Genomic DNA, 17,266 nt, shown 5'->3' with positions numbered 1-17,266 from the left:
AAATCATACTATATATTGTTAAAGAGAACAAATGATTTCATTTTGTCAAGCAAAAAAAAAAACAAAACACGGCGAAAAGCGGAGAAAAACGGGGGAGTGCCGCTGTTTTTGCCGGAAAACGAACGATTTACCGCGTCGCTGCTCAGCGCTTGAAGTTCCATTCGTCGCTTTCGTATTTCGTCCGCGCCAGCTCTTCGACGTACGCCCGCTCTTCGGCGGTGAGCGTGTACGGTTCCAATACGATGTTCAATCCTTTTTCAAATCCTTTGTAAAACGCCTCTTTCGCTTCCTCGATCGTCACCGTGCGGCTCGTCAACTCATTGATCGCGACCGCCTTCTTTTTAAAATCGCGCTGCAGACGCTCTTTCACCCGCTCGTTTGGATATTTAAACAAGCTGAACAGCAAGTCTTCGTCCAAATCGAGCAAAATCGAACCATGCTGCAAAATGACGCCTTTTTGCCGCGTTTGCGCGCTGCCGGCGATTTTCCGCCCCTCAACGACAAGTTCGTACCATGACGGCGCGTCAAAACAAACAGCCGAACGCGGGCTGCGCAAATCGGCTTTCTCTTCTTCTGTCCTCGGCACGGCAAAATACGCATCCAATCCAAGATAACGAAATCCCTCTAAAATGCCTTGGGAAATGACGCGGTATGCTTCCGTCACCGTCTTCGGCATCGCCGGGTGCGACTCGGAGACGATCACGCTGTATGTCAATTCTTTATCGTGCAGGACGCCGCGCCCGCCGGTCGGCCGACGGACAAAGCCGAGGCCGTGCCGTTTGACCGCCTCTAAATCAATTTCTTTCTCCACTTTTTGAAAATAACCAATCGACAACGTCGGCGGATTCCAGCCATAAAAGCGGATCGTCGGCGGAATTTTGCCTTCGCTGTGCCAATCGAGAAGCGCCTCATCGAGCGCCATATTGAACGCCGGCGGGCAATAGCCGGAATCGATAAAGCGCCATACTTCTTTTGCCATCGTTCCACCTTCTCTATTGTTCCATACTCTAAACGCTGCGGCGGCTTGTCGACCACCGCCAAGGGGCGGGACGCTTTTGGCCGCCTTTATTAGTTTAGCAAACAACGCCGGTGAAGGAAAGAAAAATGGCATGGCGAAAATCTCTTTGCTTCCCGGCGGCGACTTTATATAATAGGAAATAGCAGACGAAGCGAAGGGAGGCATGATGGGGTGGAAGCATTGCTCATTATTCTCGGCGCGATCATCATTTATTCGGTGATCACATACATTTGGCAAAGACGAATTGTCAAATCGTTGACGGAAGAAGAATTCCGCGCCGGCTACCGGAAAGCGCAATTGATTGATGTCCGCGAACCGGATGAGTTTGCGGCTGGACATATTTTAGGGGCGCGCAACATCCCGCTCACGCAGCTTCGCGTGCGCATGAAAGAATTGCGCAAAGACCAGCCGATCTATTTGTACTGCCAAAACGGACTGCGCAGCGGGCGGGCCGCGCAAATGCTCTACCGAAAAGGATACCGCGACTTGTACCATTTAAAAGGCGGATTTAAAACATGGACCGGGAAAGTGAAGAAAAAAGCGTAGCCCGTTAACCAAAAAAGGCGCTCTGCCGAAACAGGCAGGCGCCTCTTTTCGCATGCGCTAGACCGCCGCAAATTCCGGCGGCAGGACGACCGCCTCAAGCACCGAAGCAGCCGCGCCGATGGCGCAGCTTTTCTCTTTCAGCTTGGAGGAGATGATGGACGGCTCGCTTTCTTTTTTGACGAGAATTCGCTTTCTCACTTCTTGGCGCGCCGGACCGATCACATACTCGCCCGCTTGGGCAAGCGGGCCGCCGATGATGACCGCTTCTGGATTGTACGCATAAATCACCTGCAACAATCCAACGCCGAGATAGCGCCCTGTTTCCTCCAAAATGCGCGCCAGCTGTTCATCGCTTTCTGCTGCCAACGCCATCGCAGCGATGGAAAAGCGTTCATCGAGCCATTCGGAACGCCCTTCTTCAGCCAAACGGCGTTCAATGTATTTTTCCGACGCATACATTTCCCAGCAGCCGATGTTGCCGCAGCTGCAGCGAATGCCGTTGACATCGATCGTATGATGGCCGATTTCACCAGCTAGGCCGCTGACACCCCGATAGAGCTGATGGTGAAGAACGACGCCGGCGCCAATGCCGATTCCGGCGCTGATGTAAACAAAGTGGGCGAACTCGTTGCCGGCGCCGAACCACTTTTCTCCAAGCGCCGCCAGTTTCGCCTCATTCTCGACAATGACAGGACGCTCAGGCCACCGTTGCCGCAAAACAGCCGCCAAGGCGACATCGTCCCAGCGCAAGTTCGGAGCAAACACAACGGTCCCGCTTTCGGTATGGACGACGCCCGGCACGCCGATGCCGATTCCCATCACGCCGTACGGCGTCGCCGGCGCCCGGCGGATGGCCGCCTCGATGAGCTCCATCATTTCGCCGATGATCGCCTCCTGCCCTTCAGACGGGCGGAACGAACGCCGTTGCTCCCAAAGAATGTCCGCGTTTAAATTGGTCAACACGGCATACAAATAGTTCACCCCCAGCTCAACGCCGATAAGCGAGCCGGCGTCGGCGTTGAAGCGAAGCATGAGCGGCCGGCGCCCGCCGGTTGACTCGCCGATTCCGCTTTCATGGACGAAATGCTCGGCGATCAGTTCGTCAACAAGCGCGGAGACAGTGGCCTTGTTCAATCCGGTTGTCTTGGCGATATCGGCGCGCGAAATCGGATGCTGGTCGCGAATCAATTTTAAGACGAGCTGTTTATTCATTTTTTTTACAAGAGAAATGTTTCCTGTCCGCACGTCTCTGTCATCCTTTTCATTTGATTGATCGAATGTGTCTTGCGAAAGGGCAGGGGCGCCTCGCTATTATGGCGGTTGCTGCATCCGTCGATTCCTGCCGTGTTCGACTCTTGACCATCAGCTTTTTCGCCCAAGCCGTCGGGCGCCCGTGCACCGACTGTTAAGGCTAACTTCTCCATATGGACACATGCTTTTTCTTTCTTGATCTTAGTTTATATAATAAACTAATTCAACATTTCTGTCAATGACTCATCCGTCGTACAAAGAAACGGCCCGCTCCGTTAGGGAGCGAGCGCTCATCAATGCTCAAACATCAGTTGTCGCTATGTTTTGGTTTTTGATAGCGCAAAATCGGCTTGCGCGCCGCGGTCGTTTCATCAAGTCGCTTCACAACGGTCGTATGCGGCGCTTCTTGAACGATTTCCGGATTTTCCTCCGCCTCTTTGGCGATTTGGATCATGGCGTCAATAAACGCGTCGAGCGTCTCTTTCGACTCCGTCTCCGTCGGCTCGATCATCATGCATTCTTCAACGATGAGCGGGAAGTAAATCGTCGGCGGATGAAACCCGAAATCAAGCAGTCGCTTGGCGATGTCGAGCGTTCTGACACCGAGTTTCTTTTGCCGGCGGCCAGAGAGAACGAACTCGTGCTTGCAATGGCGGTCATACGGCAAATCGTAATACTCAGCAAGCCGACGCATCATATAGTTGGCGTTTAACACCGCATATTCGCTCACCGCTTTTAAGCCGTCCGGCCCCATCGAGCGGATGTACGTGTACGCCCGAACATTGATGCCGAAATTGCCGTAAAACGGCTTGACGCGGCCGATCGATTGCGGACGGTCATCATCAAGGTAATAACCGTTTTCCCCTTTTTCGATGACCGGCTTCGGCAAAAACGGAACGAGGTCGGCTTTCACCCCGACCGGGCCCGAGCCTGGGCCTCCGCCGCCATGCGGGCCGGTGAACGTTTTATGCAAGTTCAAATGAACAACGTCAAAGCCCATGTCCCCCGGGCGCGCCTTGCCAAGAATCGCGTTTAAATTCGCGCCGTCATAATACAGCTTGCCGCCGGCTTTGTGGACGATTTCGGCCATTTCGACAATATGCTCTTCAAACAGCCCGAGTGTGTTCGGATTCGTGAGCATAAGCGCCGCTGTATCCGGACCGACGACGCGCTTTAAGTCCTCTAAATCGACAAGTCCATCGGCGGTCGATTTGACCGTCACCGTCTCAAAACCCGCGACCGTTGCCGACGCCGGGTTCGTGCCGTGCGCTGAATCCGGGACGATCACTTTCGTCCGGTTGAAGTCGCCGTTTGCTTCATGGTAAGCACGGATCATCATCAGCCCGGTCCATTCGCCGTGGGCGCCGGCCGCCGGTTGCAAGGTGACCGCATCCATGCCTGTGATTTCTTTTAAATGCTCTTGCAAGTCGTACATCAACTCAAGCGCCCCTTGCACCGTTTTCTCTGGCTGAAGCGGATGAATGTGAGCAAACCCGGCGAGGCGGGCGACGTTTTCATTGATTTTCGGATTGTATTTCATCGTGCACGACCCGAGCGGGTAAAACCCGGAATCGACGCCGTGGTTTCGTTTCGAGAGCGCCGTATAATGACGCATTAAGTCAAGCTCCGACACTTCCGGGAGCTCCGGCTCTTCAGTGCGAAGATAATCGGCCGGCACGAGCTCGCTGACATCGACAGCCGGCACGTCAAGCGCTGGCAGGCTGTAGGCGATGCGCCCCGGCTTGCTTCGTTCGAAAATGAGCGGTTGATCGTTACGCATGGCCATCCCCCAATTCATTGACAAACCGATCGATTTCTTCTTTTGTCCGCAGTTCGGTGACAGCAACAAGCATATGACCGGCAAGCTCCGGATAGTCAGCCCCAAGGTCATAGCCGCCGATGATTCCTTTTTCGAGCAGGCGATCGTTCACATCAGAAACCGGCCGTCCAAGCCGGATGACAAACTCGTTGAAAAACGGACCGGCAAACGGCGACGACAGTCCGCGCTTTTCAAGTTCCACCTTCGCATAATGCGCTTTTTGCATATTCATCGCCGCCATTTCTTTCACGCCCCGCTTGCCAAGCGCCGACAGCGCAACGGAAGCGGCCAAGGCGTTTAACGCTTGATTGGAGCAAATGTTGGATGTCGCCTTATCGCGGCGGATGTGCTGTTCGCGCGCTTGAAGCGTCAAGACAAACCCGCGGCGCCCGTCCTCATCGGTCGTCTGCCCGACAAGACGGCCTGGAATTTTGCGCATGAGCGGCGCTTTGACAGCGAAATAGCCGCAATGCGGGCCGCCAAATTGCGTCGGGATGCCAAATGGCTGCATGTCGCCGACCACAATGTCGGCGCCAAACGCTCCGGGTGGAGTCAACACACCAAGCGCCAATGGGTTGCTGGCGACGACAAACAAACTTTTCTTTTCATGCGCAAGCGGCGCGATCGCTTTCAGCGGCTCGATTTGACCAAAAAAGTTCGGGTATTGGACGACAACGCACGCCACATCATCCCCCATTTCCGCTTCAAGCGCCTTAAGATCGGTGATGCCGCCGTCATACGGAATTTCTTTCACTTCGAGCTTCTGTCCTTTGGCGTACGTGCGCACGACTTCCCGATATTGCGGATGAACGGCGGTCGAGATGAGCACTTTCTTCCGCTTCGTATGCGCGGCGCTAAGAAGCACCGCTTCGGCAAGCGCCGTGCCGCCGTCGTACATCGACGAGTTGGCGACATCCATGCCGGTCAACTCGCACACCATCGTTTGAAACTCAAAAATCGCCTGCAGCTCGCCTTGGGAAATTTCCGGTTGATACGGCGTATAGGCCGTATAAAATTCAGAGCGCGACAGGACATGGTCGACGACAGCCGGAATATAATGGTCGTACACCCCGGCTCCTAAAAAGGAAACGTATTGTTTTACGCTGGCGTTTTTTTCCGCTAAGGCCGCAAGCTCTTTCCACAGCTCCGGCTCGGATTTGGCCGGTTTCACCTTCAGCTCGCCGCGGAAGCGGACTTGTTCTGGAATATCGGCAAACAAGTCGTCAATCGAGGCGACGCCGATCGTCTTCAGCATCTCCTGTTTGTCTTCTTCCGTCATCGGCAAATAACGATGGAGCACTGCGTTTTTCCCCTTTCCTTGTCGCTTTGGAATCGTCACTTGGCCCGCCTGTAAAACGGAATCGGCACGATGTTCGCTTTCAGCCGCTTGCCGCGGATGTCCACCTCCACCTCCCGGCCGATGGCAGCCACATCCGCTTTCACCAAGGCCAAGCCGATGTTTTTCTTCAGCGTCGGCGACTGCGTGCCGGTCGTGACGAACCCGACCTCTTCGCCGTCGGCAAATACAAGGTATCCGTGGCGCGGAATGCCTCTGTCGATCATTTCAATGCCGACGAGCCGGCGCGGCGGCCCTTCCTCTTTTTGCCGTTTCAATACAGCTTGGCCGATAAACGGCGTCTCTTTTTCCGTTTTGACGGCAAAACCAAGCCCGGCTTCAACTGGTGAAATCGAGTCGGACAGCTCTTGACCGTAAAGCGGCAGGCATGCTTCAAAGCGGAGCGTATCGCGCGCCCCCAGTCCGCATGGGAGAACGCCGTCACGAGCTCCGGCCGCTAGGATCGCCTCCCATAGCGCGGCGGCGTCTTCCGCTTTACAATATAGCTCAAACCCGTCTTCCCCCGTATAGCCGGTGCGCGAAACGAGCGCCTTCACGCCCGAGACTTCGACGCCGTCAGCGAATGAAAACGGGCGCAGCGCCGCCAAATCAAAATCCGTCAATCGCTGCAAGACGCGCTCCGCTGCCGGCCCTTGCAAGGCAAGCTGAGCCGTTTCGGACGATACATCTTGAAGCTCGACGTCGCCCTCAACATGCCCGCTTAGCCAAGCGAAGTCTTTTTCCGTATTCGCCGCGTTGACGACCAGCAAGTAGTCATTCTCTCCTTTTTGATAGATGAGCAAATCATCGACTGTGCCGCCGTCCTCATAGCACATGAGCGTATATTGCGCCCGGCCGGGCCGCAGTTTGGCGACGTCATTGGTCATGAGCTTTTGCAAAAACGCGAGGCTCCCACGGCCGCGGACGACAATTTCCCCCATATGGGAGACGTCAAACAGCCCGGCGCGCGTTCTTACAGCCTCATGTTCTTCCTTGATGCTGGAAAACTGCACCGGCATTTCCCAGCCGCCAAATTCAATCGTTTTGGCGCCGCAACGGGCGTACACCGAGAATAGGGGCGTGCGCTTTAGCATCTGATTCCCTCCTTTGATCCACGTCACACAAAAAAGGACAGACTTCCCCTATCAACAAGTAAGGGGGCTCTGTCCTGGCACCTGAAAGTTTCCCGCCGGCCCGTTTGGCGCGTCCGTTCGCGGTCCATGGGGCCGATCGGTTTCCTCTTGGGTGGCCTGCGTGAACGCAGCGCTCTCCAGAGCTGCGTCAAGCAAGAGTCTTTTTGCCTGAGAGATTCGCGTTTCCGCTTGCTCCTTCGGCGCTACATTCCGTAGTCTCTCCCCTTGCCGTCATCCGCCCATCAATAAATTGTTTCCATATCGGGCATACTAACAAACACCCTGATCAACGAGTCATGAGAATGTTCTAAATTTATACTACCATCAATCACAGTCAAAGGGCAATAGGAAATAATCGAACTTTCATGGCAATTAGTCATAATAATGTTCTTGTTTTACCCAACATACCACATGCAATCTATATAAACATTCGCAACAAGGGAAGGGGATCGCCATGAACATTGACCTTGAAATGGATGAAACATGGAAGGAGGAATTTTTGGCACGCGTCGAAAAAGACGGTCCGTGGGCGAGCTGGGAAATGTACGAACTGGCGCTTGAGGCCGCCCATCATTTAAGCGTCCCAGAATTTCATGGCTTGCAGGCGCCCAAACACCTGCCCCACTTGACGATCCTTCCGCACCAGCTTGAAGTGGCGCGCCGCGTCGTCGAGGAGATGAACGGCAAAGCCATTTTGGCGGATGAAGTCGGGCTTGGAAAAACGATCGAGGCCGGGCTCGTCTTAAAAGAATATATGATTCGCGGCCTTGTGAAAAAAGCGCTGATTCTCGTTCCCGCCTCCCTTGTTTCGCAATGGGTGAGAGAGTTGAACGAAAAATTTTTCATCCCGGCCGTCCAGCAGAAAAAGAGCTACGTCTGGGAGCAGTGCGATATCGTCGTTTCCTCGATCGACACGGCGAAAAAACCGCCGCACCGTGACATCATCTACGGGCAGTCGTACGACATGATCATCATCGACGAGGCGCACAAACTGAAAAATAACAAAACGAAAAACTACGAGTTTGTGCAAAATTTAAAAAAGAAGTTTTGTTTGCTCCTGACAGCGACGCCGATCCAAAACCGGATCGAAGAAATTTTCAACCTCGTCTCGCTGTTGAAACCCGGCCATTTAGGCAGCTCGGAACAGTTTGCCAAAACGTACGGAAAAACGCGGGCCGTACAGACGAACGACCATTTAAAAGCGCTCGTCAACAAAGTGATGATCCGCAACCGCCGCGCCGATACGCCGATCGAATGGGCGAAGCGCCACGTTGAACCGGTGCTGATCGAGTTTACGAATGAGGAACGGGAACTGTATGAAGCGGTCAAGGCGCTCCGCCGCGAATCGTTCGCCGGCTCGTTTTCGCTCATCACGCTTCTTCGCGAGGCGTGCAGCAGCCGCGAGGCGCTGTTTCTCACGATCAAAAACATGATCGATAAATGCAGCGGAGCGGTTCCAGAGCCGCTTGAACGCGTATTGGAAAAAATCAACGCCGTCAAGACGAATTCAAAGGCTGAAAAAGCGCTCGAGCTCATCCGTTCCATTCATGACAAAGTCATTATTTTCACGGAATACCGGGCGACGCAGCTTTACTTGCAATGGTTTTTAAAGCAGCACGGCATCTCGTCCGTTCCGTTTCGCGGCGGCTTCCGGCGCGGCAAAAAAGACTGGATGCAGGAACTGTTTAAACACCACGCCCAAGTGTTCATCGCCACCGAGGCGGGCGGCGAGGGCATCAACTTGCAGTTTTGCCGCTATGTCATCAACTACGACTTGCCGTGGAACCCGATGCGCCTTGAGCAGCGAATCGGCCGCGTCCACCGGCTCGGGCAGACGGATGACGTCTACATTTATAACTTCGCTGTCAAACAGACGGTCGAAGAACATATTTTAACGCTTCTGTACGAAAAAATCCGCCTGTTCGAACGAGTCGTCGGCGAGCTGGACGACATTTTGGCGAAAATGAACCTCGCCAACCTGGAGCGCTACTTCGAAGACGCCTTCGTTCATTCACGGAGCGAAGGGGAGATGAAAATCAAAATGGAAAACATCGTCGCGATGATCGAGCTGGCGGAGCAGCTCGGAAAGGAAGGAGGAGAGCGGCATGCAGCAACATGAAATCCGCCGCTTTGTCGAACGCTATTTTGCGGCCAACGGCTGCACGTTTGTGGAAGCAAGCGACGACTACCTCACCGTGCAGCTGACGGCAGAAATGGACAAAGAACTGATGAATCGGCCGTTTTACTGGCATTATATTGAACGGACAGGCGGCGTGCCGCAGCCGATGCGACTGACGCTCATCACCCGCGCGAGCGAGCGGACGGACAAACTCAAAGGCGAGCGCCTCCATTTCGGCGCTCCCCGGCTGCACCAGCTGTTCCGCTCAGCGCAAAAACGCGGCAGCTTCATCCGCCTGTATGAGGAGCCAAGCGCGCCTTTGGACGGCAACGCCGCCCTCCATCCATGGCTCGGCATGAACGTCACGATTTCGTACGAATGCGACCAAAAAAAAGATGAAATCGTCTCCCTTGGCCTTCATCTCATTAGCGGAACGATCGTCGAGTCGTTTCATGAGCGGATGCGCGAGCGACGGCTGACGCCGAAAATCCCTGATTACTGTTTCACCATCTCCCCGCTCATTAAACCGAGAAGCGGCATCGGCCGTCTCGAGCAATACATACGCAGCCGCATCGCCGCCGACAACCATGCGTGGGCGGATGAGGCGCGCCGACGCTGGGCCGACGATTTGGCGTTGCTTGATGAATTTTACAAAGACTGCGAAGAAAAGCCGGAGTGCTATTATATTGAGAAGGAAGCGTTGGAAAAGCAGTACAAGCCGCGCATCACCGTTTCCGTCATCAACGGCGGACTGTTTTATTTGCTGCCCCGCTCATCGTGAATCAACCCCGGGATGGGTCCATCCGGCTCACAGCGCTCAAACCGACGAACTCCCTTCCGTCGGCACGAAAACCGCCCGCCGGCCTAGGCCAGCGGGCGGCTGCTACGGGCGGCGCCGAAACAGCAAGCGAAGCGAAAGCGGCACCATGCCAAACAATCGGTATGAAAGCGGAAGCTGCTCTTGTTTCCGCACCTGACGCCGCTGCCTCCGCTCCTCTTTCGGCAAGTCCATGTAGGCGACAAATTGTTGGGTGACAAACTTGACATAATCATTGACCGCCATCAAATCCCCCCTTTTTTCTTTTAGTTTTTCCGCTTCTTTCCTCTTTTAACCGTTTTGCTCGCTCCATTCGACAATATGAAGCGCCGGAAGCGTGACAGTAAACATGACAGCGCGCCTCAGCCCAGAGGCCGAACGGATGGACAAAGAAACCCGAACGTGCGCTGCATCTTCCCGCACCCACCGGTAGGCGGCCATTCCGCGCGGATAGGTCCATTCCCCAGCCTCTCCCGCGGTCGACGGATCTGCTGATGCGATGCGTTCTTTTACGTCAAACACGGCCATCTGCACAAGCTCGTCCGCCTCGGCTGCCTGCCGGGCCGCATAAGCCGCCTGTCGTTCCGCTTCATAGAGGAGCAAGACATGCATGACAGAAAAGACAAGCAACAAAGAAACAACAGCCACAATCGGAAACATGACGCCATCTTGTCGACCCATTTCCCCTTCCCCTCGTTTTTCCAGTCTAAAAGGGGGAAGCGGCGGTCAAGGGGGTCTCACCGTACAAGCCGCCCGCTAAAACGCCCGCGCCACAAACGCCTCGCAAACGGTGCCGTCATCAGCCGTCACTTGCAAAAATATCCCGCGGGTGCCGGCGCGGTACGAAACAGCGCGCACATGACGGAGCGCCGTTTCATTGCCAGCACCGTCCACCTGGCGGATCAGTTCGGCTCTTGACGCAACAACAGAAAAACTGACCGTCTCACCGCTCCATTTTTGCAAATAGAGGACACGGCCGCCAGTCGACCATTGCTTCGTTTCATTCAGCTCGATTTGCAGCTGTTGCACAAACAGCCGCCATTCCAATCGGGAAAACGCGTCCGTCGGCTCCGGAGCCAGCAAGCGGACGGACAACAGCGCCGGAACGGCCGCCGCCACCGCCATCGCAGCCGCCAGCGCCAACAGTGCTTCGATCATCGTAAACCCGTTTTCTTTTGCCGCTACCGCTTGCCATACCCGCACCGCTCCATCTCGCGGCCGGCGTAATCGTTCCAACGCACGCATACTTTCCACATTCGCACCCCTTCATCGCTCGCTTGCAGCCGAAATACCGTGCGCCCGTCGGCAATGGTGGTTTCTCCGACAAGCGGCTCCTCATACAGCGCGATGGCCAACAGCCGGCGCGCTTTCTCCTCGAGAATGAGGCTGTTGCGCTCTTGCGCCATTTGCGTCAACAGCGGGAGAAGAACGGCCGCTGTCGTCCATAGCAGCGCCAAAGCGAACAACGCTTCAACAAGCAAAAATCCGCCGCTACATTTTTTGCACATAAAATCGCCCTTTCCCCAGCAAAAAGGTGACTTTATACGTCATTGGGCCACCCCCTATCCAAATGGTTCCAGCCCGTTCAATGTTGCCGTTGTCGGTAAAGATGAGCGGATTGCGCAGCGTGCCGAGCCGAAACCGCCACGGAGAAGGGAGCGAACGAGCGACAACCTGCCGGCCGCTCGCTGCATCAATCGCCTTGTACCCAGCGCCACCGTCGGTAAAAAAAACCGCTACATTCACCCGCCGGGCGATGGCATGCTGCTGCGCGCCATACAAATCCGCGCGCAGCACAGCCAGCATATACATCTCCTCTTGATGGCGCACAGCGCCGCCAAGCGTCGGAACAGCCAGCCCGGCAAGCACGAGCACCACCGAGAAAACGATCAGCATCTCAAGCAGCGTAAACCCGCCGTTACGAGCCACTTTCACTCACATCGCCGTTCGTGCTGATTTGGATCGCATGACCGTTCGGACATTTGTCCGACTTGATATAGCGGCCAGCGAGCAATTCCTGCACCGTCGGAATTTTGTTATGCTCCATCTCATACGCTTTCACCTGCGCTTGCACGGTGTTCAAAAACGCCTCGCATCCTTTCGAATTGATCATGCTGTTGTGCTTTGTTATATTCGGAATGGCAATCAGCAACAGAACAGAAATCACCATCATCACGATCAACATTTCGATCAATGTGAATCCCTTTTGATTCATTGTCACTCCTCCTCGCATACGAAATTTCAGAAAGAGCGCTTAGCGAATGATCGGTTTAGTTCGATCGGTTCCTTTACCATCGAATCTGTTCATTGATTGGGCCTTGGGAGGAGGGGCGCGCCCCTCTTCCAAGGAGCCAACCCATCAAGATTAAGCATCTTGTTCCTACAGAGCCGTCCCATCCTTGTTAGATGGAAGTGATTTACAGTTCATTCAACATAGAAAACATCGGCAACAAAATCGCCAAATACATCCCGACGACAAACGAGCCAACGACTGCCAATAAAAGCGGCTGCATGCATTTTAAGACCGACTCGATTCGTTGTTCCATCACCTGCAGCAAAAACTCGCTGTAATGTTCAAGTTCTTTGCCAAGTTCGCCGTTCGACTGGCCGTGGCGGATGACAAGCGCCAGCTCTTGTTCGTAATAGCGGGCGGCGCCGATTAATCCGTCAAGCGTCATCCCTTTCATCAACCCGTCGCGAAGGCGCCGGCCTTCCATTTGCAAAAACGGCCAGGACGACGGCTCGCTGAACACGCCGAGCGCATCATAAACCGACAATCCAGCCTGCAGCAAGCGCCCGAGCTGGCGGGCGGTCAGGCAGGTGACAAACAGTCTCAGAAAAGAAGCAAGCCCTGGAATTCGCAAAGCGAATTGAAGTTTTCGGGAGACCGGCCAGCGGCGGAAACAAGCGGTGTAAAACAGCCCGGAGAACACCGCCAAGACGGCGATGGCCGCCATCGCCATAGGGGCATGGGCGACCACCGCAAGCAGCCAAGCGGTGTGCCCGCGTTGTGGAGAAAACGCCGCCGCCGCCCGTTCAAACTGCGGCAGCAGCCACCATTCCATCAAGACGAGCATGATGATGAGCAAAGAAAGAAGGAACATCGGATAGCGGCTGAAGCGGCGAAGTTGCTCGTGGAAGCGCGCTTTTTGCGCCAGCGTTTCCCCTGTCTCTGCCATGCCGCGCGGCAAGTCGCCATGCCGTTCGGCAAAAAAGAGAAGGTTCACCGCCATGCGGTCGACCGACAGCGCTTCGACAGCCGCAAACAGCGGCAGCCCGGCGCGCAGCTGCTGCAGGCAGCGCTCTATTTCCAGCCGCCGGTGTGTTGGAGCTTGGATGGCCAAAAACTCAAGCGCTTGCCCAAGGGGGTAACCGCGTTCGAGCAGCCGGCCGAGCCGGGTGAAAAACAACGCCTGTTCAACAAGCGGCCACATTTTGCGCTTCATCTTTCTTCCCCTCCGACGAGCTCAAGCATGCGGACGGCAGGTAGCCGAGCGCAATCCCCTTGCGGATCAAGCGAGCGAGCGTCATATAAGAGCGCTTGGGCTTCCCTCTCCCATTGGAGAGAAAATGAATCACGTCCTCCAGGGCTGAACCGCAAAGCAACTCATAAACAGCCGTGCGCCGGCGGCGCCCAAGACGGCCGCACGATGGATGGCAATCGTCGCCGCACAACGGGCAGCAAAGCTCGACAAGCCGCTGGGCAGAGACGGCAAGCAGCGTCTCAGCCAAATCGCCGAGCGGAATGCCGAATTCATGCAGCCGGTAGACGGCGCCGACTGCATCGGCGGCGTGCATCGTCGATACGACCAAATGGCCGCTCAATGCTGAACGGATGGCAATGGCCGCCGTGTCATGATCGCGGATCTCGCCGACCATCAACACATCCGGGTCATGACGCAGCGCCGCTTTTAACCCAGCTGCGTACGTGATGCCTGCTTTTTCATTGATTTGCACTTGCAACAGTCGTTCGTTCTGTTTTTCGATTGGATCTTCAAGCGTGATGATATTGCGCTGCCTTTCCGCTTGACAAAGATCAAGAAGGGTGTACAGGGTCGTCGTTTTTCCTGACCCCGTCGGACCGGTCAACAGCACGAGTCCTTGCGGATGCTGCATGAAGGAAAATAATCGTGCGGTGGAGTGGAAGAATAAGGATAGTTCGCGAAGCGGCAGCGAGAGGCGCTGCGGCAGAAGTCGAATGACGAGGCTTTCATCGTAGAGCGTCGGCAATGTCGATAAACGCAAATACACCGTTTCCCCAAACTCCGCTACTTCCATGGCGCCGCTTTGCGGACGGCGTCGTTCCCCGATGTCCATGCCGGCTAAAAATTTAAAGTGAACGATGAGGCGTTCCGCCGTTTCTTTCGGAAGAGCGCCAACGTCGACAAGCATGCCATCGAGCCGAAGACGAACGGCGGCATCACGGCGGCGCGGAACGAGGTGGAGATCCGAGGCGCGGCGCTGCACCGCTTCAGCGAGGAGGCGGTTTGCCGTTTGTTCGATCTCGTTCAGCACAGATTCCCTCCTTTCGACAGGTTGCTTTCTATTTCGACGAGCATGAGTCGTTATCCTGCTTTTGGCGCAGCTTTTTTGTGAAATTTTTTTGAATGTCAGTCCACTCACTGAAAGCAGTGACAAAAATCATTCCTCGCTTTGGACGATTTCATTATAATAACCATATCAATGATTCATTTGGGAGGGAAACCGATGGAACAAACATTGAAAATCACAAGCGTGTTGTCTGACCCGACAAGATTTCATATTTATGAATACATGGCAAAAGTGCATCGCGAAGTTTCCGTTCAAGAAATCGCAGAAAAATTCCATATCCATCCAAATGTCGCACGCCTGCACTTAACGAAGCTTGAGGACGTTCGAATGGTCGTATCGGATACGCAAAAAACGGGAAAAGGCGGACGGCCGAGCCGGCTGTATCGGCTGTCCGACGAAGTGATCGGGCTGTATTTTCCGTTCCGCGATTATCAACTCCTCGCCCGCATCGCCATTCAAACGATGGCCAAACTCGGTCCCGTTGGAAGCGAGGCGTTGCGTGAAACAGGAAGACGATTCGGCCGTGAGCTCGTCGCCAGCCGTTTGCCACATAACAGCGCAGCGAGCGCGCTCACCATGGCAGACAAAATCGCTATAATGGAAGAAGCGGCCGAAGCGGCTGGATGTTTGCCGCAGTTGCACCATGATGAAGAAAAAGAAGTGCTTTACCTCGATATTTTCAACTGCCCGTTCAAGGAAATCGCAGCGCAAGCACCTGATACGGTTTGCGGTATGCATCACTCCTTTTTGGAAGGAATGGTCGAGACGCTGTTTGCCGGTGCTGAAGTAACGGAAACGGAAAATATGATGGAAGGCAGCCATCGCTGCGCCTACCGCATCGTCATCCGTCCGTGACAGCGTCCCTCCTTCCTTCTTTTTTGTCTGAAAAAATCAACGGCCGGCCTTAGCTTTATTTCTTGCCCCTTGTCCGAAAGCGTTATTTACATTCCCAATCGTTGTACATTATAATAAGTAAGGACCAATGGTTTCAAACAAAGGAGGGATATAGAATGGACCGCATGTTCCGCGTGCTCGCCTTTTGGACCGGCATTTTTGCTGTCATGTTTTACCTCGGCCACATGCATACGACGTCGCTCATCTTCTTTGGGCAAACGGTGTTTTTCCTGTTCCTCGGCTTTTTAAAGCTGACCGAAAGAATGTACATTTACATTTTCGGGGCGTATTTGACGATCTTCTTCGCGGCGTTTACGTATTGGACGACGTTTATGATGGTGCCCGGCATGGGCGAATAAAAAACAGGCAGAACCTCCTGCCTGTTTTTTTGCCGCTTTGACCAGAACTCCTTTTCTCCATTGCAGATCAGCGAAGGAAGCCGTTAATCGGCCGGCAAAAACTCGGGCGCTGGCCAAAAGTCGCGCGCGGCAAAACTCATCCCTTTCTGCAAGATCAGCACGTCAAAAAAGCGGCTGACGCCATCGTCAGCGATCAGCGCGCGGATCATTCGATTTTGGCGGCTTGCCGGCGAAAAGACATCGTCGCCTTCTGAAACGTCCCATTCATGCAAAAGGCCGGCTGCGAGCAAAAACCGATCTTGGCGAACGAACGCCACTTCCTCCCACCCAGCCTGACGGGCGTACAAGCGAAGCGCATCCCATTGTACATGGCTCGTCAAGTCCATCTCCCCCGGATGGCGAAGCGGGTCGCAACAAGCTGATGGCGGAAATATCCGCGCAAGCTTCCATGCCGCCGCGCCGGGGCGCGCAACTGTTCGTCCGTATAGCCATAGTCGATCGTCACCATCACCGCCTGATGAAACAGCGGCCCAACCTCGAGCCAAAACGCCTTCATCGCGAGAGGCACCTCAAGCCTTTGCCCTTCAGCAAGATCCAATCCGCGCTCATGTAAATAGCGGACAATAGCGGGACGGCAAAGCGGCGCCTTTTCTTCAACGAGCCGGCCATCGCGGGCGGCGACAAAACATTCGTGCAAAACGCCGCCTTCCTTTACAATGACGTGAACGGGAAACGCATCAAAAAATTCGTTGCTAAACACAATGCCGGAAAACGGCCCACGCTCGGCCAGCCAGCGAGAGACATCGTCATATTGCTCCACCTTCTCGGCTGCGGGTTGAAGCGTTTCGCGCTGGCGCCGGCGGTGGAACGGGCTTTGGTCGATGATCGTATACGACAAGCGGTCGTATGTATGTGGACTTTTTTTCTTCCATTCTTCCAATACCGAAAGCGCCAATCTTCCGTCTCCGCCCCCCCACTCGCAAACAGCCGGCGGCAGGCCGCTCTGTTCCACCATCCGAACCCAAAGCGAAGCAAGCGCTTTGCCAAACACCGGCGCGAATGAGCTGTTCGTAAAAAAATCGCCTCTCTTGCCGATTTTCGCCCGCTCTCGCATATAGTAGCCGAATCGTTCATCGTAAAGAGCCATCTGCATGTAATCGGCGTACGACACCCGCCCACCCGGCGCCGCGGCAATCTGTTCATACAATCGATCCATCACCATTTCTCTACCCCGTCTTCCTCATCATTCCGAAAGAAGCTCCCGCCTCAAGCAAAGTGAAGTGGGAGTCGTTCACTTTTTTACTGTTGACATAGTGAAAATAATCATATATTGTTATAGTAGCAGCTTAACTATATCCCCTCCCATTATTGTGGATAGAACATCCCCCAAAAACCCTTCTTGGCGCGGCTAAGAAGGGTTTTT

Annotated in this window: 18 protein-coding genes, 1 pseudogene and 1 riboswitch; of the genes and pseudogenes, 5 read left to right on the top strand and 14 right to left on the bottom strand. The window is 54.6% G+C overall.

Annotated elements, in window-relative coordinates; genetic code table 11:
- Positions 1-142 precede the first annotated feature (142 nt).
- On the bottom strand, positions 143-979 hold the full coding sequence (locus tag I656_RS13300; protein ID WP_012820562.1) for a biotin/lipoate A/B protein ligase family protein: 837 nt from the start codon (positions 977-979) through the stop codon (positions 143-145).
- A gap of 210 nt (positions 980-1,189) precedes the next feature.
- Between I656_RS13300 and I656_RS13305 the strand changes: the two genes are divergently transcribed.
- Complete coding sequence (locus I656_RS13305; RefSeq protein WP_012820561.1) at positions 1,190-1,564, top strand: rhodanese-like domain-containing protein; 375 nt, start codon at positions 1,190-1,192, stop codon at positions 1,562-1,564.
- A gap of 57 nt (positions 1,565-1,621) precedes the next feature.
- Here the strand turns inward: I656_RS13305 and I656_RS13310 are convergent, their stop codons facing one another.
- From I656_RS13310 to gcvT, 4 genes are all read right to left on the bottom strand, one after another.
- Positions 1,622-2,809: an ROK family protein gene (locus tag I656_RS13310; protein ID WP_020753853.1), complete on the bottom strand. Its 1,188-nt coding sequence runs from the start codon at positions 2,807-2,809 to the stop codon at positions 1,622-1,624.
- 313 nt (positions 2,810-3,122) lie between these two features.
- Entirely contained in the window at positions 3,123-4,595 is a 1,473-nt protein-coding gene (gcvPB, locus tag I656_RS13315; RefSeq protein WP_012820559.1) for an aminomethyl-transferring glycine dehydrogenase subunit GcvPB, read from the bottom strand.
- Complete coding sequence (gcvPA, locus tag I656_RS13320; RefSeq protein ID WP_033004728.1) at positions 4,588-5,934, bottom strand: aminomethyl-transferring glycine dehydrogenase subunit GcvPA; 1,347 nt, start codon at positions 5,932-5,934, stop codon at positions 4,588-4,590. The genes gcvPB and gcvPA overlap by 8 nt, the downstream gene beginning before the upstream one ends.
- Before the next feature lie 35 nt (positions 5,935-5,969).
- Complete coding sequence (gcvT, locus tag I656_RS13325; protein ID WP_033004726.1) at positions 5,970-7,064, bottom strand: glycine cleavage system aminomethyltransferase GcvT; 1,095 nt, start codon at positions 7,062-7,064, stop codon at positions 5,970-5,972.
- 185 nt (positions 7,065-7,249) lie between these two features.
- Positions 7,250-7,338: riboswitch (glycine riboswitch) on the bottom strand.
- A 219-nt stretch (positions 7,339-7,557) separates the two neighbouring features.
- On the opposite strand from gcvT, the gene I656_RS13330 reads away from it, so the two are divergent.
- Both I656_RS13330 and I656_RS13335 read left to right on the top strand, forming a co-directional pair.
- Positions 7,558-9,222, top strand: coding sequence for a DEAD/DEAH box helicase (locus tag I656_RS13330; RefSeq protein WP_020753849.1), 1,665 nt, complete (start codon positions 7,558-7,560; stop codon positions 9,220-9,222).
- Positions 9,209-10,003, top strand: coding sequence for a YqhG family protein (locus I656_RS13335; RefSeq protein WP_020753848.1), 795 nt, complete (start codon positions 9,209-9,211; stop codon positions 10,001-10,003). Before I656_RS13330 ends, I656_RS13335 begins: the two co-directional genes overlap by 14 nt.
- A gap of 102 nt (positions 10,004-10,105) precedes the next feature.
- On the opposite strand, the gene I656_RS13340 is transcribed toward I656_RS13335, so the two are convergent.
- From I656_RS13340 to comGA, 8 genes are all read right to left on the bottom strand, one after another.
- Positions 10,106-10,285, bottom strand: a complete 180-nt coding sequence (locus I656_RS13340) for a YqzE family protein (RefSeq protein ID WP_011231910.1) — start codon at positions 10,283-10,285, stop codon at positions 10,106-10,108.
- Positions 10,286-10,330: 45 nt separating this feature from the next.
- Positions 10,331-10,720 carry a competence type IV pilus minor pilin ComGG gene (gene comGG, locus I656_RS13345; protein ID WP_012820555.1) on the bottom strand — a complete coding sequence of 130 codons (390 nt, stop codon included), beginning with the start codon at positions 10,718-10,720 and terminating at the stop codon, positions 10,331-10,333.
- A gap of 75 nt (positions 10,721-10,795) precedes the next feature.
- On the bottom strand, positions 10,796-11,242 hold the full coding sequence (comGF, locus tag I656_RS13350; RefSeq protein WP_033004723.1) for a competence type IV pilus minor pilin ComGF: 447 nt from the start codon (positions 11,240-11,242) through the stop codon (positions 10,796-10,798).
- Positions 11,221-11,547: a type II secretion system protein gene (locus tag I656_RS13355; RefSeq protein ID WP_020753845.1), complete on the bottom strand. Its 327-nt coding sequence runs from the start codon at positions 11,545-11,547 to the stop codon at positions 11,221-11,223. The genes comGF and I656_RS13355 overlap by 22 nt, the downstream gene beginning before the upstream one ends.
- Complete coding sequence (gene comGD, locus I656_RS13360; protein ID WP_033004731.1) at positions 11,531-11,968, bottom strand: competence type IV pilus minor pilin ComGD; 438 nt, start codon at positions 11,966-11,968, stop codon at positions 11,531-11,533. Before comGD ends, I656_RS13355 begins: the two co-directional genes overlap by 17 nt.
- Complete coding sequence (gene comGC / locus I656_RS13365) at positions 11,958-12,254, bottom strand: competence type IV pilus major pilin ComGC (protein ID WP_015375395.1); 297 nt, start codon at positions 12,252-12,254, stop codon at positions 11,958-11,960. The genes comGD and comGC overlap by 11 nt, the downstream gene beginning before the upstream one ends.
- 202 nt (positions 12,255-12,456) lie before the next feature.
- Positions 12,457-13,485: a competence type IV pilus assembly protein ComGB gene (gene comGB / locus I656_RS13370; protein ID WP_012820550.1), complete on the bottom strand. Its 1,029-nt coding sequence runs from the start codon at positions 13,483-13,485 to the stop codon at positions 12,457-12,459.
- Entirely contained in the window at positions 13,457-14,551 is a 1,095-nt protein-coding gene (comGA, locus tag I656_RS13375) for a competence type IV pilus ATPase ComGA (RefSeq protein ID WP_033004730.1), read from the bottom strand. The genes comGB and comGA overlap by 29 nt, the downstream gene beginning before the upstream one ends.
- 195 nt (positions 14,552-14,746) lie before the next feature.
- Between comGA and I656_RS13380 the strand changes: the two genes are divergently transcribed.
- Both I656_RS13380 and I656_RS0114630 read left to right on the top strand, forming a co-directional pair.
- Positions 14,747-15,445, top strand: coding sequence for a metalloregulator ArsR/SmtB family transcription factor (locus I656_RS13380; RefSeq protein ID WP_020753839.1), 699 nt, complete (start codon positions 14,747-14,749; stop codon positions 15,443-15,445).
- Positions 15,446-15,600: 155 nt separating this feature from the next.
- Positions 15,601-15,843, top strand: coding sequence for a DUF2626 family protein (locus I656_RS0114630; RefSeq protein WP_008879854.1), 243 nt, complete (start codon positions 15,601-15,603; stop codon positions 15,841-15,843).
- A gap of 83 nt (positions 15,844-15,926) precedes the next feature.
- Here the strand turns inward: I656_RS0114630 and I656_RS0114625 are convergent.
- A pseudogene (locus I656_RS0114625) lies at positions 15,927-17,059 on the bottom strand (class I SAM-dependent methyltransferase).
- Positions 17,060-17,266: the final 207 nt, after the last annotated feature.

This window comes from Geobacillus sp. WSUCF1 (genome assembly GCF_000422025.1).
Taxonomy (GTDB): Bacteria; Bacillota; Bacilli; order Bacillales; family Anoxybacillaceae; genus Geobacillus; species Geobacillus zalihae.
The sequence above is the reverse complement of the archived record's forward strand: the minus strand, read 5'-3'. Positions and strand labels throughout refer to the sequence as shown.